We start from the raw sequence: 23514 nt of genomic DNA, 5'->3' as shown, positions 1-23514 counted from the left end.
CGGTTAAGGCGGGGTCATTGAATTCGAATGACAACTGTGTCCGCGGCGCCAGTGGCGTCGATGACGGTGAGCCGCGCAAAGCCCGGACCGGGCGGATCGATCAGGCGCTGGCGGCGCCCGTCGATCTCGCCGAGTGATGTTCCATTAACCATGATGGTCATGGGAAGGACGCCGCCGGCGACCTTCACCGGCATGGCTGCGCTCCCCTCGCCGCCGGAACGGTCGACATCGATCCGCGAGCCGTTCAGCGGGAACTGGATGTGCAGCGCCTGCTCGCTGCCGGTCCGCACTAGGTCCCCGACCGGGCGGAACCGCTTCAGCGGCAATGGCAACTTGGCGTTGCTGGCGACCAGGGTTCCCTTCGGCGGCTTCGGCAACGGGGCCAGCGTCTTGCCGGTGCGCGCGAAGGCGTCGAACAGGATCGGGGCTGCGGCGACGCGGCCGATCAGCCCGGGAACCGGCGCGCCGTCGGGCCGGCCGACCCAGACGCCGATGGTCATGCGGCCGTCGAAGCCGACCGACCAGGCGTCGCGATAGCCGTAGGAGGTGCCGGTCTTGAACGCGATCCGGTTGTGGGCGGCATTTTCGGGCGGCGGCGTGCCCAGGAGCACGTTGCCGACCTGCCAGGCTGCGACCTGGTCCAGCAGCCGCAGCGGTTCCCGATCGTCCCGGCCGGTCATGAGGTCGCGCAATGGCATGGTGGTGCCGAGCCGGGCGAAACCCGTATAGAGCTGGGTGAGGTCCTGCAGTGTCACACCGACACCGCCGAGTCCCATCGCGAGCCCCGGTGCCTCGTCCTTGGGCAGAACCAGATTGCCGCCGGCCTGTCGCAGCCGCGACGACAGCCGGCTGGCGCCGACGCGGTCGAGCAGCACGATCGCCGGCACGTTCAGCGACAATTGCAGCGCCTTCTTCACCGGCACCGTGCCTTGAAACGTCATGTCGAAATTCTCCGGCGCGTAGGAGCCGAAACGGACGGGCCGGTCGTCGATCAAGCTGTCGGGGTGGACGAAGCCGTCCTCGAAGGCGAGCCCGTAGATGAAGGGTTTTAGCGTCGACCCCGGCGAGCGGACGGCGCGTGTCATGTCGACCTGCCCCGCCCGGCTCTCGTCGAAATAATCGGCCGACCCGACGCGGGCGAGCACGTCGCCGCTCTCATTGTCGACCACGAGGATGCCGACCGAGATGTTGGGCCCGAGCGCAATGGCGCGGTCGCGCGCCAGCGGTTCCAGCACCTTCTGCAGATTGGCGTCGAGCGTCAGCTTGATGACCGGCGCGTCTTTGACGGTTGAGAGTGCAGTGTCGGAGGCATGCGGCGCCAGCACCGGCATCGGCTTGCGCAGCTTGGGCACGGGAACGGCCTTGGCCTGCATCGCGTCGTCGGTGCTGACCACGTGCTCCGAAACCATGCGGTCGAGCACGCGGTCACGGGCTTTACGTGCGGCCTCGGGATAGCGATCGAGCCGGCGCGTCTCCGGCGATTGCGGCAGCGCCACCAGCAGCGCGGCTTCCGCCAGCGACAAGCGCTTCGGCTCCTTGCCGAGATAGGCGATCGAGGCCGAGCGGATGCCTTCGAGATTGCCGCCATAGGGCGCGAGCGCGAGATAGAGGTCGAGGATATCGGCCTTGCTCATGCTGCGCTCGATCTCGATCGCGCGTACGATCTGGCGCAGCTTGGCATAGAGCGAGCGCTGTCGCCGCGGCTCCATCAGGCGCGCAAGCTGCATGCTGATGGTCGAGCCGCCGGAGACGATGTGGCCGCGCGTCGTGAGCTGCAGTGCGGCGCGCCCGAGAGCGAGCGGGTCAAGACCGTTATGCGCGTAGAAGCGCTGGTCCTCATAGGCGAGCAGCAGCTTGAGATAGGTCGGATCGACGTTGGCCTTGGCATCGACCGGCAGCCGCCAGCGGCCGTCGGCCATGGCATACGCGCGCAGCAGTTTTCCGTTGCGATCGACGACTGTGGTGGAGACCGCGCGGGACTCGTCGAGCGGGAGAGGACCGAGGGAATAGACCCAGGCGACGAAGCCGACGACGGCGAGGATGAAGGCGAAAGCGGCAACCGAGAGGACACGATGACCCCAGCTCCGCACTCCGTCATGGCCGGGCTTGTCCCGGCCATCCACGTTCTTTTCTTCAGCACGAAAGTCCGTGGATGCCCGGGACAAGCCCGGGCATGACAACTGAGTATGAGGCGTCACCTCGCTCATCACTTCGCCGCCCGCACCTCGACGTTACCCGTCCCGGTCCGGCCGTAGCGCGAGGGATTGTACATGTCCTCGACATAGGCCTGGGGCAGCACGTATTTGCCGGGCGAGACCGCGCGCACGATGTAGGCGACAGTGAAGACCGACTTGGAGTCCGAGGCGCGATCGACCGCCGCCGTGAAGCGGTCGTCGCGGAACTCGGTATCTTCAGGCTCCTCGCCGTCCTCGATCCAGTCCAGCGTCCCGCTGTCGCCCGACGACACCAGCTTCGGGTTGTCGATCTCGAGGCCCGCGGGCAGATAGTCGGACACCATGATGTGGCCGTACTCGGGCTTCGCCTCGGTGATCTTCAGCACCACGGCGAAACGCTGGTTCTGCTTGACCTTGCTGATGTCGGCGGGCTTGCCGTCGAGCGTGAAGTAATTGCGCTCGATCTTGAAGCCATTCGATGCAGCCGGCTCCGGCGTGACAGGCGAGCCCGACACCGAGACCACCGCCTGGACCGGCGCATCGCCGGTGTTGGTGATCTTCAGCGGCTTGCCGTCCAGCGTCACGGCCTTGTAGCTGCGGTACAGCGCGGTCTGGACCGGTTGGCCGTCGACGTCCATCGACAGGTTCTCCTTGGCCAGCGCGCGCGCCGCCAGCACCAGCCACGCATTCTCTTGCGTCGAGGTGTAGGGCGTCAGGCCGCGCGCGGTCTCGACCCGCGACACCGCCTGCGTCAGCGTCGCCTTCGGCGCGTTGCCTTCGCTGGCGAGCGAGACCAGCGCTGCGGCATCGCGCAGCTGCGAGCCGTAGTCGGTGCGGCCGAACTCCAGCACCGGTTTTGGCGCAAGGCTGTCGAGCGCGGCGCCGTAGACGCGTTCCGCGCGGTTGCGGTCGCCGACCAACGCCAGTGCCGCTGCAAGCTGTGACTTCGCGATCGGCGTTGCGAGGTTGGCGAGCTTGGTGTCGGCGAGGTAGCGCAGGTCGCCGATCGGAGCAGCGCCGTTACGCGCGAGCACGTAGAGGCCGTAGGCGAGATCGCGCCCGCCGTCCTTCTCCGGCTCGTTGCCGTTCACGACCGAGTTGCGGATACGGTCGAGCGCGTTCTTGAACAACACGTCCGGCACCGCAAAGCCCTTCTCGCGGGCGCGGGTGAGGAAGTCCGTCACGTAGGCGTCGAGCCAGGCGTCGTCGCCTCCGGCCGACCACAGGCCGAACGAGCCGTTGGAGCCCTGGCGCGCCAGCAGCCGCTCGATCGCATCGCGGATGCGCTGGTCGACCTCGGTGTCCATGGCCAGATGCGCGCCGGCGGCGAGCTCGTTGACATAGAGCAACGGCAAGGCACGGCTCGTGATCTGTTCGGAACAGCCATAGGGGTAGCGGTCGAGCGCCTTGAGGATCGTTGCGGCGTCGAGGGCCGTCGACAGGCTGGCCGAAACCGAGACGCTGCCGGTGCCCGGGACGAGATCGGAGAACATGTCCGAGGTCAGCGTCAGGCTTTCACCCTTCGCCAGCGTCCGGATCGAACGCCGCGCCAGCACCTGCGTCGCCGCCTTGACGTCGAGCGCATAGTGACGCGCCAGCGCAAGGCCGTTCGGTCCCTTGATGTCGACGTCGAGCGTCGCCTGCCCCGCCGCCGTCGCGTCGATTGCGAGCGTAAACGCGCTGCGCTGCTTGGCGGCGAGCTTGACCGTGGTTGCAGGATTGCCGGTCATCTTCACCGGGCCGCCGGTCTTCACGTTGATGACGTAGTCGCCGGCCTGGCCCTCGACATTGTCGATCTCGAGGTTGACCGTGCCGTGGTCGCCATTGAGCAGGAAGCGCGGCAAGGTCGTGGTCAGCACCACGGGATCGCGGATCACGACATCCGTGTTGGCGCGGCCGAGTTTCGTGGCGGTCCACGCCACCGCCATCACGCGCGCGGTGCCGGCGAACTCGGGGATATCGAAGCTCACTTCGGCGGTGCCGTCGGCGGCGACCGTAACGATGCCCGAGTAGAGCGCGAGCGGCTTTTGCGCGGGCGGAGAGCCCTGCAATTCGCCGGCGCCGGCATCGCCGCCGGACTTGATCTGTCCGCGCGTGCCCGACATGCCGTCGATCAGTTGCCCATAGAGATCGCGGATCTCCGCGCTCAGGCGGCGCTGGCCGAGATAGTAATCGTCCGGTGCCGGCGGCTTGTAATTGGTGAGGTTGAGGATGCCGACATCGACCGCAGCGATGACGATTTTGGCGTCCTCACCCGGATTGAGCCCGTCGAGCTTGACCGGGATCTTCAACATCGCATTCGGCCGGACCAGTGCCGGCGGCGTCAGCTTCACCTGGAGCGTGCGGGTCTGCTTGTCGATGCCGAACCATTTCAGGCCGATCGCCCGGCCCGGCATGCGTTGCGCAGCCGCATCGAGCGGGCGGCGGAGCGTCGCCACCACATAGGCGCCGGTGCCCCAGTCCTTGCCGACCGGCAGCCTCACCTGCGCGGTACCTTCCCTGACGTCGATGGTCTGCGTCGTCAGCAGGCGGTCGCCGAGCACGTTGACGGTGAGCTTGCCGGCGCTGCGGACGTTCACCGACACCGTCATGGTGTCGCCGGAGGCGTATTGCGGCTTGTCGATCGAGGTCTCCAGCAGGTCCGGCGTATCGGCGCTGCCGTCGGAATACCAGCCGACGTCGAACTGCACCGAGGTCACCGGACCGTCGGCGTCGTTCGACTTCACGTCGAGTCGGTAGCGGCCGGGCTGCGGGCTCAGCGAAATCCGCGACGGCTTGTCGGCAGCGATGGTCACGTCGCCGTCGGAAACGCGCGAAGTCGATTTGACCGGCTCGTACTCCCAGTAATTGTTCTGGCGGTACCACTGGTAGCGCGACTCCGTCTTCAGGAGCTCGTAGCGCAGGCCGTCGCGGCGCAGTCTCTCACCCTCGGGCGAGACGAACACGACATCGAACTCCGCCTTGTCGCCCTCGGCGACGTTCTTGTCGCCGAACAGCGGCTTGATGCCGATCATGGCGTTGGCGGGCGCGACCGGCAGCACGATCTTGCGCTCGACGGCGCGGCCGCCGGTCTCGACCATGCGAACGAAGATCTGCGCCTCCTGCGGGCGCGTCGAGGCGGGCTGCTTGTCCAGCGTCGCCGGGAAGGTGGCAACGCCGTTGGCGTCGGCTTCCGGCAAATTCTCCAGCGGCGTGCGCTCGTTCGAGGTGGTCTCCTCGTCGGCGACGCCGAACTGGTAGCCGGCAAAGCCCGGGCGCTCGCTCGCGGGCGCGACCAGCATGTCGCCTTCGAGCTGGAGACCGGAGGCCGGCGCGCCATAGAGGAAATGGCCATCCGCCTTGAGCTCCACCGGAGCGTTAGCTTTGATCAGCTTGTCCTTGGCGGACAAGTCGAATTCGATCCGGTCAGGGACGTAGTCCTCGACCATGAAGGTGGTTTCGCCGACCGACGAGCCCTTCGGATCGGTGAAGGCGCGGACCCGCCAGGTCCCGGTCGGGACGGCCGAATTGAGCGGCACCGACAGCGTGCGGCCGCCGGCGCCCTGGTCGGCGAGCACGGCGCGGCGGAATTCGACGCCGTCGGGGCGCTCGATCACCAGCGTCAGCGGCCCGCCGGCAACGGCGTTGCCCTGCCCGTCGCGCAAGAGCGCGGTGAGATAGACGGTCTCGCTGGAGCGATAGACGCCGCGCTCGGCATAGACGAAAGCATCGGCGCCCGATGGCACCGCCCGGCCCGAAACGCCGCGGTCGGACAGGTCGAAAGCCGAGGTCTTCAGGCTCAGGAAGGCATAGTCGGCCTTCTCGCCCGTGACCGTCAGCATCGCCGGCGACAGGCCGCCCTCGCCGCGTGCAAGGCCCGCCTCGAACAGCATATGGCCGCTGTCGTCGGTCTTGCGGGTCGCCAAAATCTCGTTGTTGCGTGCAACCAGCCGGACCTCGGCCTTGCCGACCGGGTCGGTCGTGGCCAGCGAATTGACGAAGACGTGGATGCCGTCATTGCCGGAATAGGCGGTCACCCCGAGGTCGGAGACGATGAACCATTGCGTTGCGAGCTGGTAATCGTCGTCCGAGCCCGGCCCCTTGGCCGCGGCGGTCATCACGTAGACCCCCGGCTGAAGCTCGCCGAGCGCCTGGTCGACCGGGAATGCGGTGGTGACGTCCTGGTTCAGCGTCATCGCGGTCGCGAGCTCGCCGGTCCAGACCTTGACGCCACGCTCGCCGCCGAGATCGGCGAGCTGGTAGCGCGACAGCGTCTTCTGGAAATCGCTGTCGACCACCGTGTTGATCAGGTTGCGGTCGCCGATCCTGAAGACGTTGACGTTGACCGCGGGCGTGTTGACGCTGACCACGGGAATGCCGCGCTGGCCGGTCCGCGGCAGCACATAGGCGCGGCTGGTGAAGCGCACGAAGGGCTTGCGGTCGCGGACATAGACGTTGAACTCGGCCGATTTCGGCAGGCCCTCCTTCACGGTTGACGGCAGGCCGGCGCGCAGATTGATGTTGTAGCGCTCGCCGTGCTTCAGCCCGTCGACGCAGAGCTGCTTGCCTTCGGCCGACAGCGCCGGCTTGTCCTGGCCTGCCAGCGCGAGGTACGGCGCGAAATCGGTGCGCTTGGCCAGCTCCTCCGAGAACTGGAAGCAGGCGCGCGGGCTCGCCGAATCCGAGTCCACGGTATAGTCGAGCAGCCGGAAGCCGTGCTCGTCGCGCATCTTCTCGTATTGGCCGCGGACGTCGGCGACCTCGCGCATGTCGAGCGACAGCCGCAGCGCATCCAGCGCCGGCCGCCACAGCTTGCGTTCGGCCAGCGACTTGCCGAGCACGGCGAGCGCATCCGCCTCCTCGCCCGGATTGCCGGCGCGCTGGTAGGCGATGTAGGCGGCGGTCGAGGCCCGCTCCAGCAGGAACGTCTGCTCGCTCGAGCTTTTCGGCGAGATCTGGAAGATCACCTTGGCGAGCCGCAGCCAATTGCCGGTATCCTCCGGCGTGGTCGCGGCGATCTGGCCGAGCACCGACAGCCCTGCGCGGAAATCATTGCGCCGGAAGGCGGCGTCGGCGTCGGTGCGCAGCGTCGCGCTGGTCTTGGCGACCGGCCCCGCCTCGCTCTTGATCTGAGCCTCCAGCTTGATCGCGGAATCGGCGAGATCGTCGCGCTTGAACGCCTTGTCGGCGGCCAGCGCTGCGCTAAGGCCGAGCGCCAGCGTGGCGCAGAGTGTGACGGCGCGAACAAGGCCGATCATAATGGACTCCCGGAAATCGCGGCGAACGCCGCGTGAGCATGACATGCGCGGAAAGGTGACGGACTCAAGGCGATGGAACCAAAGGTGCAAATCGTCGCATTCGCCATGACAAGGCAAGCCCTGAGGAGACCGATCGAGATATCGCCGCGCACGCCGTCCTTATGGCGCAGCCATACCTGACCGATCGACCGGCGGCCGTGTCCCGGAAGCTGGCCAGCGTTCCCGGCGATGTAATCCATCGTCCAGTCCGCTGCCGCTCAACCCGGCACCCTGACACCCCACCGTTCCGCTTAGTCGCGGCGTTGAGGAAAACGGTTCGGTTCAGACTTGGCGGGAGCGAGGATTTTTCATATCTGGCGTGTTAGAAGACCGGCAGGCGGCAGCCGAGGCCGGCATCAAGACGGTCCCATAGCTCAACTGGATAGAGTAGCGGATTTCTACTCCGCGGGTTGCAGGTTCGAGTCCTGCTGGGATCGCCATTTTTCCAAGGCAAAAAGCCAAGTAATTCCAAGGCTTAAGCCGCTCGCGAAATTTTGTTAGTACACGGATCGACTAGAACGAATGCCGGACAAAGCCGGCCAATGTCGCCCGATGTCGGGCAAAATTACCGAACTAATTCCCGAACTGATTTCGCACAGCGAAACGCGCGCGGCGCTGGCATTCCAGATACGTACACAATCTGTGTATGAAAGTAGCGCATAAAGCGCTATGTCGTCTGTTTCGCCCAATGAAGGTTGCGCCGTGGCGCAAAGCGCCGGCTGCACGATTTTCGTGCAAAACAAGGTCTGTTTTCTGGACTTTCGTCGGTCTGCCAGGCTTGGTTGTGCCCTGCTACAATTGCACCAAACGGGGGGCGTGAGTGTCCGGGCATATCGTTCTAATGAAAATGGCGATGGGGCGTCTCCCAGCCGTTGATGTCGCAGTTATCTGTGTTCACTCGGGATCGCCTACGTCCTCATCTATATGTTTGCTGCGGGGATTGACCTCTCGACGACCGTGACAGATGCGGCCCGGTTCACCTACGTGTACAATGCTGCCCTATTCGGCTCGTTTTTCTTCGTTTTCCACTACGTCACACTGACGATTTATGCGGTCACCTTCCTTTTTGATAAGGTGAACAAAATTAAGGTGATTTAGCCATCGTCCGGCCGGATCCTCGAGCGAAAATTCTCGCGCTTGGTCGACGCCAAGGCAGCGGCGATCATCGAGCTCGCAAACGAAGCCGCATGATCAGGATGACGCCCGACGCCTTCCGCGCCCACCTGGCGCGGCTCGAGATCTCGCAGCAGGGTTTTGCGCGCTTGATCCGCGTCAGCCCGCTGACCGTGCGCAAATGGCTGCGCCAGCGCGAGCCGCTCGAGATCCCGCGCGCGGTCGAGCTGCTGCTGCCGCTGCTGACGCCGGCGAAGGTGCGCCGCCTGGTCGCCGAGCTCGAGGCCGCCGAGGCGCCTTAAGCCTGGCGGCCGCCGGCGCGTTGACACGGCGCCGGCGATGCTTATCTGCGCCCCATGCGACCCTTTGAGTTTTGCGTTCCCAAGGCCGCCAAGGCCGTGCCATCCGGCCCCGACTGGATCCACGAAATCAAATATGACGGATACCGCGCCCGCCTGGTGCGCGCCGGCGATCGCGTCCGGCTCGAGTCCAAGGCCGGCCTCGACTGGACCTGGCGCTTCCCCTTCATCACCGACACCGCGCGCAAGATGCGCCAGGAGGATTCGCGATCGACGGCGAGATCGTCGTGCTCGACCTCCGCGGCGTCTCGGATTTCGACGCGCTGCATTCCGGCCGCCACAACGCCGAGGCGCAGCTCTACGCCTTCGACCTGGTCGGCCTCGCCGGCGACGATTTGCGCCAGCTGCCGCTATTCGAGCGCAAGGCCGAGCTCGGCAAGCTGCTGCGCGGCCGCGCCGAAGGCATCTTCGTGGCGCCATTCGAGCCAGGCGCGATCGGCCCGGATCTGTTCGCGGCCGCTTGCGAGATGGGCCTCGAGGGACTCGTCTCAAAGCATCGCGAGCGGCGCTATCGGCCGCGCACATGCGACTGGATCAAGGTCAAGAACCGCGCGCATCCGGCAATGTCGCGCCGGTTTGAATAAAACAGACCGGCGCCAGGATTCGCAGCGCGGCCCGCTAATGCGTTAAAACCACCCCGCCCGCCACTCGGTCGCCTCGAGCATGAAAAAACCCGCCACGGTCGCCCGTGGCGGGTTTCTCGCACCTCCTGATCCCCCAACCAGGCGGCGCTGCGGTCGACCGCGGCAGCAACGCGGCCGGCCGGATCCGTCAACTCTCGAGCCAGGCCTCGACGACCCAGGCGACGAGCAGGATGATTGCGGCGATCGCCATCGCCTCGAGCTGGCCGATCAAGGCAACCCCCGCCGGCGCCGGCGCCGCCGATCGGTCACGCCGTAGACGGCGAGCCAGAGCACATAGACCAGCGCGATCGGCGAGATCAGCAGCGCGCCGATCGCGCCCGCGACGCGCGTGCAGCCCTGGCAGCGATCGGCGCTCATTGCACGCTGACCCTGGCCGTGCCGCCCATGCCGAGCGCATCGGCGCCGGCGCAGCCGAGATCGACGCAGCGGCCGCGGACGAACGGCCCGCGATCGGTCACCACGGCGCGGATCGCGCGGCCGTTGGCGAGATTGGTGATCGTCACCTCGCGGCCGAACGGCAGCGTCTTGTGCGCGATCGTGAACGGCGCCCGCGCGAACGTGTTGAACCTGGCGCCGGACGCCGTGCGGCGGCCGTGGTAGCCATCGCCGACGCCGTATTGCGAGGCCTCGCAGATCTCGGCCGCGGCCGCGCTCGAGACCAGACAGGCGAGCGCGAGCGCCGCGGCAAAAGCGGTTTTCATGTTTCAGATTTCCTTTTGGTGATGCGGAGTCTAACCGCGCGCCTTGATCAGGTCGGCGAGCAGCTCGGCGCCTTTCTTGACGCTGTTGGTCGCGCTGTGCAGATGCGCGAGAACTTCCTGCAGGCGTTGCTCCTGCTCGGTAAAATCGCGATCGTCGCGGCCGTCGTCGAACAGGATCCGGCGAATATTGTTGAGGATCGCTCTCATCTAAGCCTCGCCCTGATTTCCGCCGTCAATGCGTCGAGCGCACTGCGCAGCCCGACGTTTGATTCCGCGATGCTATCGGCGGCCGCGATCCGCTCGTCGTAACTCTCGGTCAACTTGTTCTCGAGCATCTGGATCCGCTGATCTTTCGCCGCTTCCCGTTTTTCCGATTTGTAGATCACCCACAGCAGCACCAGGCAGATCACGCTGCCGACGCCCAGCTTGGTAATTTCCTGCGCGAGCTCGCTCATTCCCCGTTTCCCGGCTGTTAAGGCATTTAAGCCAGGATCACTCCCAGCCTGCTTGAAGGTCTGACGCTTCACGCGGGTTAGGACCGGCCGGCCGTTGACGCGGCCGGCCGGTCCGCTTTCGTCTCAATCGTCGTCGCGCGGCTGCAGCAGCCGGTCGATCGCGCTGCGCGGCGGCGCCGGCGCGGGTTGCGGCGGCGCCGGCGGCGCGATCGCCGGCACTGGCTCGATCGGCGGCGCAGCTGCCGGGAATTGCGCCCTCGCCGGCAGCACGCGATCGCGGATCCGCGCAATGACGCCGCGGCGCCCGGCCGGCTTGGCGGCGCCTGGTGCCGCAGCCGTGCCGGCGTCGATCGAGGCCGGCCGCGGCGCCGGCCGATGCCAATGACAACCGCCGACGCCGCCCTCGACCTGGCTATCGATCCAGTCCTGGTCATAGGCGCGTTTGCCGCGCACCTCATACTGCGGCGCCTCAAAGATCCGGCACTCGCCGCCGGCGATCGAGCGCGGACCGGAATGACCGCAGCCGGCCAGGAACAGCGCGAGCAGCGCCAGAGCGACAAGCCTGGTCATGCGCACCTCCCCTCGCTTTGGATCCAGCGGCCGCCGCGGTCGCGACACGCGCGCCAGGTCTTGCGCAGCTCGGTCGCCTCGCCGATCGCGCGCGCATCTTCGGCCGCGATGTCGGCGAGCGCGCGCACGTAGCCCGATCGGTAAACCTGGTGATGCCAGACGCCATAGGCGGCGAGCAGCGCGAGCGCCGCGACGGCCGCCGCGATCAACTTCGCGACCAGGCCGGACGCCTGCAGCGCCGCCATGACCGCCTTGAGATAGATCATTGCCGTTCCCCCGTTGTGACGGCGAGCGTCGACGTCTTGATCGCGCGCCAGGAATTGTAAGCGATGAATGCGAGGCCGCCGGCGCCGAGCAGAAGCCAGACGCCTGACGGCAGCGCCGCGACGTGTTCCCACACCGTCGACACCAGGCCCGGATGATCGTCGACGACGTCGCGATGATCGGTGAAAAAATCCCAGGCGCGCGTGACGGAATCGCTGACGGTCTGCCACACGGCGCCGGCGCCTGCGGCGATCGAGCTCCACAGCGCGACCAGGAAATTGCGCCTGGCCGGCACCACTTCCGGCGCGAGCTGCGTCACGATCTTGGGATCCGCGCCGGCGCGCGCCGCGCTGACCGGCCGATACCAGCCAATGCTGCCGTCCGGCTGGATCTCGGTCTCTGCCCTGGCGAGCTCGGCGCGCACCTGGTCGGCGATGCCGTGGAATTCGTCGACCGAGGACGGCAGCACCAGCGCGAGGCCGCGATCATTCATGAAGCCAGACAGCGCGCCGCTGGTGCCGCTGCCCCAGCGCCCATCGAGCACGCCAGGCGAATAGCGCCGCGCCTTGAGGCGCCGCTGCACGTCGTACAGCACGGCATCGCCGCGCACATCGGGATCGAGCGGCTGCACATTCGGCGGCGCGGCCGGCGGCGAGCTCGCCGGCGCCGGATCCTCGAGCTCGTCGACCGGCGCGCCGGTTTCGGGATGCGCGAGCATCACCACACGCCCGAACGCAGGCGCCGCCGATTTCGGCTTGCGACCGCCGTTGTCGACGAATTCAAAATGCATCCAATCCGGCCGCGACGTGTACCAGCCGCCCCACATCGCGCCTTGCCGACAGAAGGCGTCGACAACGAAATGCGGCATCGTCCCCTTTTTGACGCCGAGCGCATTCTCGCCGGCGTTGAGATCGATCGCCGCGGCATAGGCATGGTTCGACCACTTCGTCGAGGACCCGCGCACCATGCGATGATAGTAGGCGCCGGCGTAATTCGAGACGCCGGCCGCATCGATCTTTTTCTGATCGCGACCGCAATAGTCCCAAATTTCGTTGAGCGCCGCGAGCAGCGCCGGCGCGGCCTTGCGATGGAACTGGATCGCCTTAACCCGCCTGCCCTCGTAATACATGGCGAACGGCGGCACGACCGGCACCATCTGCGGCGCGATCTGCCCCTTGCCTGGATCCCCATAGAAGGCGTTCCGCGCGGCTTGCGTGTCTTTCGGCCACGTCACTTGCGACATCGATCGTTCTCCAAATGCATTGCGGAAAGCGTGCCGTCGAGGCTTGCTCGGAACGGTTGTAATGGGGTAAGGACGAACCCCACCTGCCGGGGGAAAAATGGGTTCCAAAGAACAACACTGGCACGTCCCAGCGCTGGACGGGCTTCGCGGGATCGCCGTTCTAGTCGTGATCTTGTGTCACGCGCCGCCGACCTATCAGCTGCATGGCGGTCACATCGGCGTCGATCTTTTCTTCGTGCTGAGCGGCTTCCTGATCACGTCGATTCTGCTCAACGAATGGCGATCGACGGGCCGGATCAGCATCCCTCATTTTTACTTGCGCCGAGCCTGCCGGCTGTTCCCGGCGGCCTTCTCAGTGCTTCTGTTTGCCACGGCCGCCGCGCCCTTCATTCAGCCGGCCGAGGAGCTCCACGGCCGCCTTAAGGATGCGACGGCCGTTCTGCTCTATGTGTTTAACTGGCGCCTGGTCGACCTCTACACGAGCGGCGTCGGATATTTTCACAACCACATGCTGAGCCATTACTGGTCGCTCTCGGTCGAGGAGCAATTCTATCTGGTGTGGCCGGCGCTGCTGCTGCTACTGCTCCGCTTGCGAGCGCCGCGGATCGCGATGATCGCTTTTTTCGCCGCCGGCATCATCGCCCCTGCCGCCGGCCGCGCCCTGCTTTGGGAACACGGCCCCTCCCCGGAAATCTATTTCCGCAGCGACCTGCGCGTCGACGGGCTTATGTGGGGCGCGGCGCTTGCCTGGCTCGCACATCAAAATCTCATCCCCGCAAACCTCGAGGTTCGCCGCTACGCCGGCCTGGTCGGATTTTCGGCGCTGAGCCTTTTCCTTTACTTGTCGCAATTCGACATGGTCAGCGACGGATCAAACTATCAATGGGGCTTCTCGCTTGTCGGCCTGCTTGCTGCGCTGATGATCGGCTCGACGATCGTCGCACCGCATGCCATCTTTTCCAGATTGCTAGGCCTTGGCTGGCTTCGCTGGACCGGAAAGATCTCATACGGCCTTTACCTATGGCACGTCCCCGCCTTTGTCTTGACGACGAACATTCCCGTCAGCGCGAACACGCGGATGCTGATCGTTTTCGCCTCAACCTTCGGCGTTGCGGCTCTTTCGTTCCGATACTACGAAACGCCCTTCCTCAAATTGAAAGAACGCTTCGGTTACGCGCCGCCCAAAGGCTACGAGTCTCGGCCCCGCGCATCGACATACCCGTAAAGATAGATTCCGACATCACCTTGCGCCGCGAACACCCGCCAGCGGATCTGCGCGAGCGCATTCGTTCGCTTGCGGAAATCGCCGGTTTGAAACGAGCCGGCCGTTTGCGCCCAAAGTGACGCATTGCGGCCGCCGAACAAACCGAGAACGCCGACGTCGGCCTCGTCGAGTGATGTAAACAATATGCCGTTGGCGCTGGAGCCCGGATTGCACGCGCCATGAAACAGTGCCTCCACACTGACGCCAGGCGGAACACCGGCGAGCGTGATCGTGTTGCCAGTGTTGTTCGCCGGAGCAACTGCGGCCAACTCCGCGACGTTGGCAGACCAGTGAAATTCGTTGCCAACCTGCGTAAACTTAACCCATTGCGACGAGGCATCGGTTTTTGCCGAGCCGACCCGACGCTTAAGCGTGTATCCGCTCGGCATCGTTGGCGCTGTCGCAGAAAGGGAAAACACCGCGTCAACCGCGCCGGACGTCGGATTCTTGATCATGAAAAAGTGGTACCAGGTATTCGGCGCGATCGATCCGGTATCGAGGCCGCCGCCATTCGTCGTCGCAACCCATCCTGACGTGGTCTTGTTGAGCGAGGCGCTACTGACCAGACTGTCAGATGCGCCGTCGTCGGTTGCGACACCCGCCGAGACCGTAAGAGTCGCGGATGATCCCGGCGTCGACAAGATCAAGCCGTCGATATAACCGCGAAGGACGCCGGGGACGCCGAGGTTCTGCCGAGCTTGCGGCTTGTTTGCCACATCCGACAGGTTGTTGGCGCTCGACATATCGCCCGCACCAGGCTGACCGACGACATTGAGATTCCAGTCGGCAGCCGTTCCGCTGCCGTTGGTTTTGTCAACATTGATCGTCAGCGCGGTACCGCTGTAGGTCGCGAGCCCCTCCATCCAATTTGACGCGTTCGCCGCCGAGCTGGCGCGCACGCGCGCGCCGTTCTGATAGGCCAGGCCGGCCTGCGTGGCGAAGGCCTGCGACCCCATGCCGATCGTCCGCGACGTCGTCGACGTGCCGCCATAGCCCGCGCCGGCCGGCCCGGTGTTGCCCGGCGCGCCGACGCTTGCCAGCACTTGCCAATAAGTCGCGTTCGGCGCCGGATGGCCGGCGCTCGGCGTTTCGTTGATATAGACGTAAGATGCCCCCGACGTCGTCTGGACATCGCCATAGGAATAGGTCGCGGTGTTGTCATAGGCGCCGCGGAAATTGAATCCCTTGTAAATGCCAAGATACGTCCAGACGCCGGCGACCTTCGCCCATGTCTTGCCCGTCGTCGGCTGAAACGCATACTGCCCATCATCGCCGAGCGACGGATCCGGCTCGGTCAGGCCGACATCGACGAAGACAAAGAATCCGGTCGTGTTGAGCGCGGCGACGAGCTCGTTGACGGTCTGCATCGCCTGCGCGCCGGCAAATCGCTGCGGCGAGACTTGCCAGCCTGCGCCCCACCGCCCCAGGGCGGAATGACAAGGTGCGTCACGTCCGTCACGTCGGAAATCACCGACTGAAAATTGCCGATCTGGAGAATATCACCGGGCCGTGCATTGGTGCCCGACCAGATCGCGCCGACACCCGTGACGATCGTACCGCCGGCCGCCACGGAAACCGTGCCGGTCGAGTAACTGACAAGCGCTGTCATCGCTTCACCATTTTCGAGAGTTGGAAATTAAATCAGGCGCCAGGCGCAGACAGCTGCGATCGCAGCCATTCAAAAACGTCGGCGCCATCGGGACGCGCGGGAATGGCCGCGAGCATCTCCGCCGGCGTGGTGCGGCCCTTCGACGAATCCCGCAACGCCTTGCGATAGCCGGCCCACGCGGCGCGCGCCGCCTCGGCGATCGGAAAGTCAGGCAACACAAACTTGTCGGTGTCGGCGAGCTCGCGCCGCACGGCGACCACGACATCGATCATCCGGTCAGGCTCCGGATCCGGCTCCGTCTTGGCCACGATCGTCAGAGTGACAGGATCGACCATCTGCGTCCGCGCATCGATCGGTTGATTGTCGGCGATCAACACCTTGCAGCCTTCAAAATGGCTCGTCTCGAAACCATCCCCGTGATCTGCCCCGTTGCCATAGGACATGATCTGGCCGGTCGTGATGTTGTAATGAATGTTCATCGCTTCGCCGCCATTGCAAAGATGGTCGCACCCGCCAAGATCCCGCACGAACTGGCAACTCCGATTTGAGCCGCAATCGAAATAGATACGTTGCCGCCCGTACCCGTAATTGCGACGGCACCGGACAAGGGCGTTAGCGCACTTTGCCCGGTTGGTAGCGCCACTTGATAGTAATTAACTTGAGCGCCATTGAGCAGGAGGCGGAATTGTCCCGTTTCTGTAGCGGGAGAGCCGCTAGCAAACATCGAGTTCACGTTCACGTAAACCACGATAGTCTTGCCCGACAGTCCCGTCGTATCTATCGACATGTTGAAGCTGAAAAACGACACCCAGTTGCCAAAACCGGCGCCAGCAACGTTCGAGCCAAGCGTTTGAACGACCGGCACAGTCACCGCGTTGTCGCCAATGCTGAGCGACTGGACGCCGAGCGCCTTGATCACGCCGGACGCGGAGTCGATCGAGTTGGCCTTGAGATAGATGACGTCGATCGAACCCGCCGCAATGGCCTTCACGTTGAAGGTGCCATCGAGGTACAGGTTGCCACTTAGCCCGGTTGCCGGAACCCCGTTGAGAGTTCCGACCGTGAACACCGGCACCGGCGCGCCGCCGTTATAGGCCGGCAACTGGATCTGGAATTTGTCGGCGACGACAGTGAACGTGGAGATGCCGCTGCCGCCGTTCACCAGGCTGAAGCCCGTGGCATAACCGTTGACGTCGAGCGTCACCGCATATGACGCCGCGGCATAGCCGTCGAGCGTCGCAATCGCCGTTGCGCTATTCTGCACAAATGCGGTGGTCGATCCCCAAGTCGCCGTTGCCGTGTCCGAGAACGACGCAAATGCAGCCTCGGTCGTGACGGCGACCAGGTCGACGCGCTCGATCTCAGCAAAGGCCGCGTCTGACCGCGCCGAAAGCTGCGATCGCAGCTCCTGCTTGTCCAGAGGCCCCTGCGCGGCGATGTCAGACGCAACAGACGCGATGCGGTTCAACGCTTCCTGGACCTGATCGCGCAGCGCGTCCTGAAGCGTCGTGACCTGGTACCTGATGCCCTCGATCAGCGACTCCAAGGCGACCGTGTTGTTCGCGATCGTGATCGTCGGGGCGGAGACGTCGGCCGTGGCGTAGGGACCGCGCAGCTTGCCGGGCGTGACGGCCTGGACGCGCACCCTCAGCGCCGCCAGCGTCACCACCTGGTCGAACCGGTTATCCGCGCCCTCATACACCTGCGCCCAGGTCTCGCCGGCGTCATAGGAGATGTCGGCGACGTAGTACTCGGCGCCGGCGGACGGAAACCAGCTCGCCGAAAGCTTCGGCTCGGCAATGCCCTGCCCGAAATTGGCATTGATGCCGACAATCAGCGGCACCTTGCTATCGGACGGGAATTGCGGCGACGGCAGCAGCGGCGGCGATCCAAGGTCAGTCGTATGCACGCGCTCGTCGTCGACGACCAGAGATAGCGTGCACTTATCGCCGTTCGGCACGCCACCGAGCACGACGCAAAGCTTTGACTCGCTGACGCCGGTCCCGAGCTCGAACGATGGATATTCGCCGCCGTCCTCGCGCTCGAGCACAGCCGCGAGCGTCGTCGACTGCGCGGCCTCCGCGGCCGCCAGCCCGCCAGCATTCAGCACGGCGAGCGAGGGATCGCCGCCCTCGGTGCACAGCACCGGGCCGAACGATTGCCCGTTCGGCTGGCGCAGGCGAATAAAAAACGGTCCGCTATCCCAAGTCGGCGCGGGATCGAGCGTCAGGGTGCGGCCGCTGACATCGATCACCTCACCGCCATAGCCGTAATTCTGCGGCAGCTCGGACTGGACACGCAGCACCTGGCCGAAGGTGATCGCGCGGCCCTCATATTCGACGCCGAGCTCGACGGTCTCGCGCCGGTAGATCGACTGCAGGTAATAGAACGCGCATTCGCGGAACGCCTGGTCGCGGTTGACGACGCCATCGATGCGCTTGGGCTCGGCGTTCGCCGCGACAAAGCCGTCGCCGCTCGGCGGATACTGCACCTGCGCCGGCAACCAGGTCTCCTCGTCGATATACTCGACGATGACGGCGTCGGGATCTTCGTCGCCAAGCATGGTGAAACCGACCTGCGTCGAATCCCGCACGATCTCGCGATCGGTCAGCAGCATGGTCGGCACGTCACGCCATTCGTCGCGGACGATCGAGACAGTGTCGCCGAGCCAGAAATGCCGCGCTCGCGACGCCGTCAGGATCTTGTCGAGCGCCTCAGGCACTGCGATGGCAGTCGAGACGCGGTAATCAAAGGTATCGCCGCGGCTGTCGCAGCCGGCGGCGTGATTGACCACGGCGTTGAAGTCGGTCTTTGAGATCGCCAGACCGGAGCCATATTGCGAGTTGGTCGCGGCATCCAGGAAGGCCCACGCCGGATTGCGGGTAGCCTGCAACTCGAACGTGGAGCCGGTCCAGACCAGCAGCTTGCGGGTACCGAGCACGCCGAACTTGTAGGAGCCCTGCGTCGACTGCGAGGCCTTGAGCCGGATCGCGACGGTCGAGACGTCGGGGAATGAGTTGCTGCCCTTCAGGAACGTGCGCAGGCCTGCCCACAGCACCGTGTCGACGCCATATTTCGATTGCGAATTGATGCCCATGCGGCTGAGCCGCACCAGGTAACGACCGGGCGCGACGTCCACCTTGGTGGTGTCTCGCACCGGCGAGCTCGAATTAAATTGCTTGGTGATCTCGAACAGCGTGACATATGGCCCGGTCGCGACGCCGAGATCATCGCAAGGCGCGTACTCCGCCTTGAGCGTACACCTCGAATAGCCGCAATTATTATCGTCCTGGTTGACGGTGAAGCATCCGGCCGGAAACACGACGTCGATCGCGATCGCCTGCGTCTGCGTGCCTGCAGGGTTAGCCACAAACGGGCCGAGTGGCGCGCCATAGGTGAGCGGCCCAAAGCCAGCATCGTACTGACCGCCCTCATCACCCCCACCGTCCGGCAGCTGCTGGCCCGATACCTCGACCGACTGGTCGACATTGGTCGGGAACAGCGTGACGGTTTCGCCCGGCTCATAGAATGCAACCTGCGCACCGGGGAACGTTGCCGAGATGCCATCCTCCGGCGTCCAGAACACGGTGTCGTCGAGATAAAGCGCCTCATAATCCATGCTGCCCATAGTCGGCGACAGCAGCACGTTGAGAAATTGATCGTTGCCGACGAATTCGCCCCAGGGCGTCGCGGCGAAATCCGGGCAGGCCTTGAGCCGCCCGTACCACACCGGCAGCGGCTGGCCGAGCCTGGCCGTGTTGCCCTGCGCCTGGACCGAATAGATCTGGTCCTGCGTCGCATCCGGCGTATTGGTCGCGCCGGCCTTGGGCATGACCAGGGCATTGACGAGAAGCGAACCGCCGACCGCGATCGTGGCGCCGAGCGCCGCCGCGCCGAAGGTGCCGGCGCCGAACGCCGCCCCCAGCAGCCCGGCCGCAGCGCCGCCCGTGACAACGGTTGCAAACGCAGCGACCGCGACCAGCGCGACCAGGCCGATGACCTGCTTGGCGCCGCCACCGCCGCCGCCGAGCGGATAGGATACGAACCGCACATTGTCCTTGGCCGCGATGCGCCGACGCGACCAGCCCTTGCGCAGCACCGCCTCGCCGTTGATCTCGAGGACGGTCGGCAACCCCTTCCGGAATTGCCAGCCATAGACAGGATCGCGCTTTGCCCAGCCGGTGCGGCGCAGGAAGGCCGTCACGGTCTCGCGCGGCCGCGGCTCGGCATGCGCGACCTCGAGGCCGGGCATGACGAGATGCAGCACCGGGCTTCGCGCGCGTTTCGCCCGGCGCTGCCGGCGCGTATTAGCAGGCTCGGCGGTGTGCGAAGCCGGCAGTTTTCTTGCGGTCCCGTGCATCAGATTCTCGGCTCGAGGAATGTCAATTGCTTCCAGCCCATTTGCCGAAGCGCCAGCGGCGCCTCGCAGGCAACTCCCGTCTTATCGTCGCAATGGATCACACGGCCCTCAGGCCGCAGCCAGACGCCGACATGCGCGGGAAAGCGCGCATGAGCCATCAGCACCAGCGCACCGTCCGCGGCCGCCACAAGGCCGCCAGGACCGTTGGGAACGGAGACCCACCTCGCCCGCTCCGGATTGCGATCGAACTCGGCCAGCACCCAGCGGCGCGAGAAATCGGACGGCACGGCGACGCCGGGCAACTCGCGCCCAAACAGCTCGCGCTGCACATGGCAGGCAAAATCCCAGCAGTTGCGGGATTGCCAGGCCCAGGGCTCGCCTATCAATGGTGTCAGGAAGGCCGAACGCTGCGTCATGTCGGCAGAAGGCTCGGAAACTGGACGTAATCATAATTCTTGGTGATGCGCGGAAACCGCTTGTTCTGCAGGCTTTTCACCATCACCGTTCCGGTCAGCGAATTGCCCACCATTTTGGCCCCGCGCAGCTCAAACTCGACCGGGCCATAGGCCGGCTCGGTCAGGTCGCTGCCGAGATATTCGCGATACAGAACCGAGATATACTCGCGCACGCCCTGCGCCGCGCGGATCTTCGGCACCAGCTCGCGACCGACATTGTCGATCTTGATCGCAGTCGACGGCGGCTGTCCCTCGCGCTGCTCCGGATATTTTGCCTCGAATGGACACGCAATGAAGGTCACGGTCTCGCCACCGTTGCGCGGCGCGCCGACCTCGATCCCGAGCGCCATGTCGTCACCGACATTGGCAACCACGCGCGCCGGCTGATCGAATGATGATTGCCAGATCTCGAGCGTGTAATACACGCGCGCGCCTGGCGGACAGGAGGCGTAGGCCTCGAGCAGGGCCTCGTTATGCGTTGGCATCAGACGTCGTAAACCCTGAGTGTCATGCTGACGGCGACAGCCCTGGCCCCGACCGGGCGAAAGGTCGGCGCACCTCCGGAAAACTGGCAGACCTTCGTTTCAAACGCGGCACCAAGGCGAACAGGCGCGGTAAACCGCGACGTGCCGTTGCCAAGATCGTCCTTTACCCACGCGACGAAAACATCGAAGGCCGAGGTCTTCATCACAATGGTCTGGCTGATGGTGCCGACATTGTCCCCCGGCCGAGATCGAAGGCGAACATTCCCCCCCTCCATTTCGGTCGCAATGGGATCGAGCATTCGCTTGATCGGCGAGATCGAATTCAGGTCGGGCGCATACGGCACCGCATCCGGCCATGCTGGGATTGTCATGTCACTGCCCCGTGAACGGCTTGACGCCGAACTGATTGCCAAGCACGCGCCGGCCGGTTCCGCTGGAAAGGGATTTGCCGACTGCGTCATCCATAAATTTTTCGATCGTAATCGTAACGTCGCCATTCGGCGCCTTGGCAGCGGTCGGTTTGGCATCGCTGTAATTGTTGATGGTGATCGCGCCGTCCGCGCCCCGCTGCCGCGCGATATCGTTCGGAACGATCTGCGAGCCGGCCGGCAATCGCACCTTTTCCGGACCACTCTCGCCGACCCAGGTTTCGCCGCCGCGCCAGCTGTCGGTCCCAGCTGCGTTTTGCCCGACCGGCGCGGTCGGGCCGAAACCGCCGATCCCATCGGTCGCGAAGCTGCCGCCACCGAACAGGCCGCCCAGGCCGCCCTGCAGCGAACGCATCAGCGGCCCGACGACGAGCAGCTTGATGATCACCTCCTCGATCGCGCGCAGCGTCGACTTGGCAAAGCTGGCGAAGGCCTGCTCTGCGGTTTGCGTGCCGTCGACCGCGTCGGCGAGCGAACTGGTTAGACCGCTCGAGATCGTCGATCCGATCTCGCGATTTACATCGACCAGGGCAGCGCAGCCGCCTCGCTCGAGGCCATCGCCGCCGGAATGTTGTCGCCATAGATCCCGCGCAGCTGCTGCGCGATCGTGACATCTTCCTGCGACAGGAACGCCGTTCCGGCGCCAAACTTGATTTCACTGGCAACCCGCGCTTTCGCCAGCGCCTCGCCGGCGGCGCCGGCGGCGCGCGCGATCTCGTCGATCTTTTTCGCGGTATCGCCCTGCACAGGGATCCCGGCCTGCTGCGCCGCGGTCAATAGCGCGCTACGTGCGCGAAACTCCTCGAGCGCGCCGGCCCCTAAGCCGACCGCTTGCGTGTCGGCCTGCAGCCGCGACGTGTGCTTTTGCAGCGACTCGATCGCCCGATCATATTGATCATTGACGTCGGCCTGCGCCTTCGCCGGCGCGATCGAACTATCGCCGCGCAGCTTGGTCTGCACGTCGATCGCGTCCTGCATCTGGCGCCGGACCGCGTTCGGGTTGTTGAGGCCGGCCGCCAGCTTCGACCTGGCGGGATCGTCGGCGAAACCAGGCTCGCCCGGAAAGATGATCCCGAGGCTTTTAGGATCCGAATTGAGGCCGAGCTCGCCAGTGATTTCGGTCAGCTTGGTCCAGAACGATGACGATCCGGCATCAGCGAGGATGCCCGGCAGACGCTTGATCGCGTCATAGAGCGAATTGGCCTGCGTCACCGCCGACGACATCGTCTCGATGATCTCGATCCAGCTCTGATGATAGTTGACACCGAGCTTTGCCAGATCGTCCTGGATCGGCTTGAACTTCTCGGCGAGAACCTTCTGCGCGTCCTCTAGCCGCGTCTTGAGCTCGATCGCCTGGCCGACCTGCTCGTCGGAAACGATCTTGTCGGCCGACAGCTTCTGCGCGGTCGACAGCATCTGATCGAGGAACGTCGCATCCTGGCGCAGGCGATCGGTAATCTCAGGACCAAAGGCATTCTTGGCGATGTCGAGACCGGCCAGGCGCTGGCCGGCTTCAAACGCTTCGCGGATCAGCTGCACGGTCGCGCGCAGCTTTGTCTCGGTATCCGTCGCGCTCGTCAACGCGCCGGCGCCGGCGTTGCCGTCGAAATTGCCGGCCTTCTGCAGCTCGGCGACGCGCTGCTCGAGAGCGCTCCCGCCGAGCGCGGCGCGCGAACTGTTGTTGAAGCGCTCGAGCGCCTCATTGACCTGGTCGACGGTCAGCCGCAGCTGCTCGCCCGACTTGGTGAAGCGCTGGAAAAAATCGGTCGAGACATTCGCCTTTGCCGCCTTCTCCGCGGTTTCGTTGAACTCCTCGATTTTCTCCTTGGCGAGCTCGGTTGCGTAGCTCATCAGCTTGAAGACGCCGACGATCCCCGAGATCGCCAGGCCGAGCGGCCCCAGCACGCCGAGGATCGAGCGAAAGCCGAGCACGGCCGCGCCCGATGCGCCCTGCGTCGCAAGCACCGACGCATTCATGTCAATGAATCGCTTAGTGATGTACTTGGTCGCGGTCGACGTCAGCCCCTTGGCGCTTTCAATGTTCTTTTGAAAGCCGTCCATATTGAGCAGCATCGGGATCCGCAGTGACGGAGGAGGCATCAGTCATCCAACCT

21 protein-coding genes and 1 tRNA gene are annotated in these 23514 nt (G+C 65.0%); 4 read left to right on the top strand and 18 right to left on the bottom strand.

Annotated elements, in window-relative coordinates; genetic code table 11:
• Positions 1 to 14: 14 nt before the first annotated feature.
• The 3 genes from pbpC to QJT78_RS06115 are packed head-to-tail and all read right to left on the bottom strand — an operon-like array spanning position 15 to position 7650.
• A complete protein-coding gene (gene pbpC / locus QJT78_RS06125; protein WP_212480362.1) occupies positions 15 to 2207 on the bottom strand; it encodes a penicillin-binding protein 1C in 2193 nt (730 codons plus the stop codon).
• Positions 2207 to 7411 (bottom strand): alpha-2-macroglobulin, encoded by a 5205-nt coding sequence (locus QJT78_RS06120; protein WP_028151727.1) that lies wholly within the window; start codon positions 7409 to 7411, stop codon positions 2207 to 2209. The genes pbpC and QJT78_RS06120 overlap by 1 nt, the downstream gene beginning before the upstream one ends.
• Entirely contained in the window at positions 7408 to 7650 is a 243-nt protein-coding gene (locus QJT78_RS06115) for a hypothetical protein (protein WP_155257944.1), read from the bottom strand. The genes QJT78_RS06120 and QJT78_RS06115 overlap by 4 nt, the downstream gene beginning before the upstream one ends.
• Positions 7651 to 7813: 163 nt before the next feature.
• Here QJT78_RS06115 and QJT78_RS06110 point away from each other — a divergent pair.
• The 3 genes from QJT78_RS06110 to QJT78_RS53125 all read left to right on the top strand — a co-directional run bounded on the left by QJT78_RS06110 (position 7814) and on the right by QJT78_RS53125 (position 9506).
• Positions 7814 to 7890 (top strand) — tRNA-Arg (locus QJT78_RS06110).
• 747 nt (positions 7891 to 8637) lie between these two features.
• Positions 8638 to 8865, top strand: coding sequence for a hypothetical protein (locus QJT78_RS06105; protein WP_038953443.1), 228 nt, complete (start codon positions 8638 to 8640; stop codon positions 8863 to 8865).
• Between the two features lie 284 nt (positions 8866 to 9149).
• Complete coding sequence (locus QJT78_RS53125) at positions 9150 to 9506, top strand: hypothetical protein (protein WP_309248054.1); 357 nt, start codon at positions 9150 to 9152, stop codon at positions 9504 to 9506.
• Positions 9507 to 9773: 267 nt separating this feature from the next.
• On the opposite strand, the gene QJT78_RS06095 is transcribed toward QJT78_RS53125, so the two are convergent.
• From QJT78_RS06095 to QJT78_RS06065, 7 genes are all read right to left on the bottom strand, one after another.
• Complete coding sequence (locus QJT78_RS06095; protein WP_155257945.1) at positions 9774 to 9923, bottom strand: hypothetical protein; 150 nt, start codon at positions 9921 to 9923, stop codon at positions 9774 to 9776.
• A complete protein-coding gene (locus QJT78_RS06090; RefSeq protein ID WP_028151729.1) occupies positions 9920 to 10267 on the bottom strand; it encodes a septal ring lytic transglycosylase RlpA family protein in 348 nt (115 codons plus the stop codon). The genes QJT78_RS06095 and QJT78_RS06090 overlap by 4 nt, the downstream gene beginning before the upstream one ends.
• 30 nt (positions 10268 to 10297) lie before the next feature.
• Entirely contained in the window at positions 10298 to 10474 is a 177-nt protein-coding gene (locus QJT78_RS06085) for a hypothetical protein (protein WP_155257946.1), read from the bottom strand.
• Complete coding sequence (locus QJT78_RS06080) at positions 10471 to 10722, bottom strand: hypothetical protein (RefSeq protein ID WP_028151730.1); 252 nt, start codon at positions 10720 to 10722, stop codon at positions 10471 to 10473. The genes QJT78_RS06085 and QJT78_RS06080 overlap by 4 nt, the downstream gene beginning before the upstream one ends.
• Before the next feature lie 123 nt (positions 10723 to 10845).
• The gene (locus tag QJT78_RS06075; protein ID WP_028151731.1) at positions 10846 to 11292 is read right to left on the bottom strand and encodes a hypothetical protein; all 447 of its coding nucleotides are present in this window, start codon (positions 11290 to 11292) and stop codon (positions 10846 to 10848) included.
• Positions 11289 to 11558, bottom strand: coding sequence for a hypothetical protein (locus QJT78_RS06070; RefSeq protein WP_028151732.1), 270 nt, complete (start codon positions 11556 to 11558; stop codon positions 11289 to 11291). Before QJT78_RS06070 ends, QJT78_RS06075 begins: the two co-directional genes overlap by 4 nt.
• Complete coding sequence (locus QJT78_RS06065; protein WP_049807752.1) at positions 11555 to 12799, bottom strand: M15 family metallopeptidase; 1245 nt, start codon at positions 12797 to 12799, stop codon at positions 11555 to 11557. Before QJT78_RS06065 ends, QJT78_RS06070 begins: the two co-directional genes overlap by 4 nt.
• 97 nt (positions 12800 to 12896) lie before the next feature.
• Between QJT78_RS06065 and QJT78_RS06060 the strand changes: the two genes are divergently transcribed.
• Entirely contained in the window at positions 12897 to 14024 is a 1128-nt protein-coding gene (locus tag QJT78_RS06060) for an acyltransferase (RefSeq protein ID WP_080586676.1), read from the top strand.
• On the opposite strand, the gene QJT78_RS06055 is transcribed toward QJT78_RS06060, so the two are convergent.
• The 8 genes from QJT78_RS06055 to QJT78_RS06020 all read right to left on the bottom strand — a co-directional run bounded on the left by QJT78_RS06055 (position 13988) and on the right by QJT78_RS06020 (position 23500).
• Entirely contained in the window at positions 13988 to 15430 is a 1443-nt protein-coding gene (locus tag QJT78_RS06055; RefSeq protein ID WP_038943954.1) for a hypothetical protein, read from the bottom strand. The genes QJT78_RS06060 and QJT78_RS06055 overlap by 37 nt on opposite strands.
• 274 nt (positions 15431 to 15704) lie before the next feature.
• Positions 15705 to 16151: a phage tail assembly chaperone gene (locus QJT78_RS06050; RefSeq protein WP_038943955.1), complete on the bottom strand. Its 447-nt coding sequence runs from the start codon at positions 16149 to 16151 to the stop codon at positions 15705 to 15707.
• On the bottom strand, positions 16148 to 20032 hold the full coding sequence (locus tag QJT78_RS06045) for a host specificity factor TipJ family phage tail protein (protein WP_038953441.1): 3885 nt from the start codon (positions 20030 to 20032) through the stop codon (positions 16148 to 16150). Before QJT78_RS06045 ends, QJT78_RS06050 begins: the two co-directional genes overlap by 4 nt.
• Positions 20032 to 20448, bottom strand: a complete 417-nt coding sequence (locus QJT78_RS06040) for a hypothetical protein (RefSeq protein WP_028151735.1) — start codon at positions 20446 to 20448, stop codon at positions 20032 to 20034. The genes QJT78_RS06045 and QJT78_RS06040 overlap by 1 nt, the downstream gene beginning before the upstream one ends.
• A complete protein-coding gene (locus QJT78_RS06035; RefSeq protein ID WP_028151736.1) occupies positions 20445 to 20972 on the bottom strand; it encodes a DUF1833 family protein in 528 nt (175 codons plus the stop codon). Before QJT78_RS06035 ends, QJT78_RS06040 begins: the two co-directional genes overlap by 4 nt.
• The gene (locus QJT78_RS06030; RefSeq protein ID WP_155257947.1) at positions 20972 to 21316 is read right to left on the bottom strand and encodes a hypothetical protein; all 345 of its coding nucleotides are present in this window, start codon (positions 21314 to 21316) and stop codon (positions 20972 to 20974) included. The genes QJT78_RS06035 and QJT78_RS06030 overlap by 1 nt, the downstream gene beginning before the upstream one ends.
• Before the next feature lie 28 nt (positions 21317 to 21344).
• Positions 21345 to 21788 carry a hypothetical protein gene (locus QJT78_RS06025; protein WP_038953440.1) on the bottom strand — a complete coding sequence of 148 codons (444 nt, stop codon included), beginning with the start codon at positions 21786 to 21788 and terminating at the stop codon, positions 21345 to 21347.
• A 128-nt stretch (positions 21789 to 21916) separates the two neighbouring features.
• Positions 21917 to 23500 (bottom strand): hypothetical protein, encoded by a 1584-nt coding sequence (locus QJT78_RS06020; protein WP_157790433.1) that lies wholly within the window; start codon positions 23498 to 23500, stop codon positions 21917 to 21919.
• Positions 23501 to 23514 lie beyond the last annotated feature (14 nt).

Source organism: Bradyrhizobium sp. Mp27, from assembly GCF_029953005.1.
GTDB classification, from domain to species: domain Bacteria; phylum Pseudomonadota; class Alphaproteobacteria; order Rhizobiales; family Xanthobacteraceae; genus Bradyrhizobium; species Bradyrhizobium barranii.
This window is presented reverse-complemented; position numbering and strand designations above follow the sequence as displayed.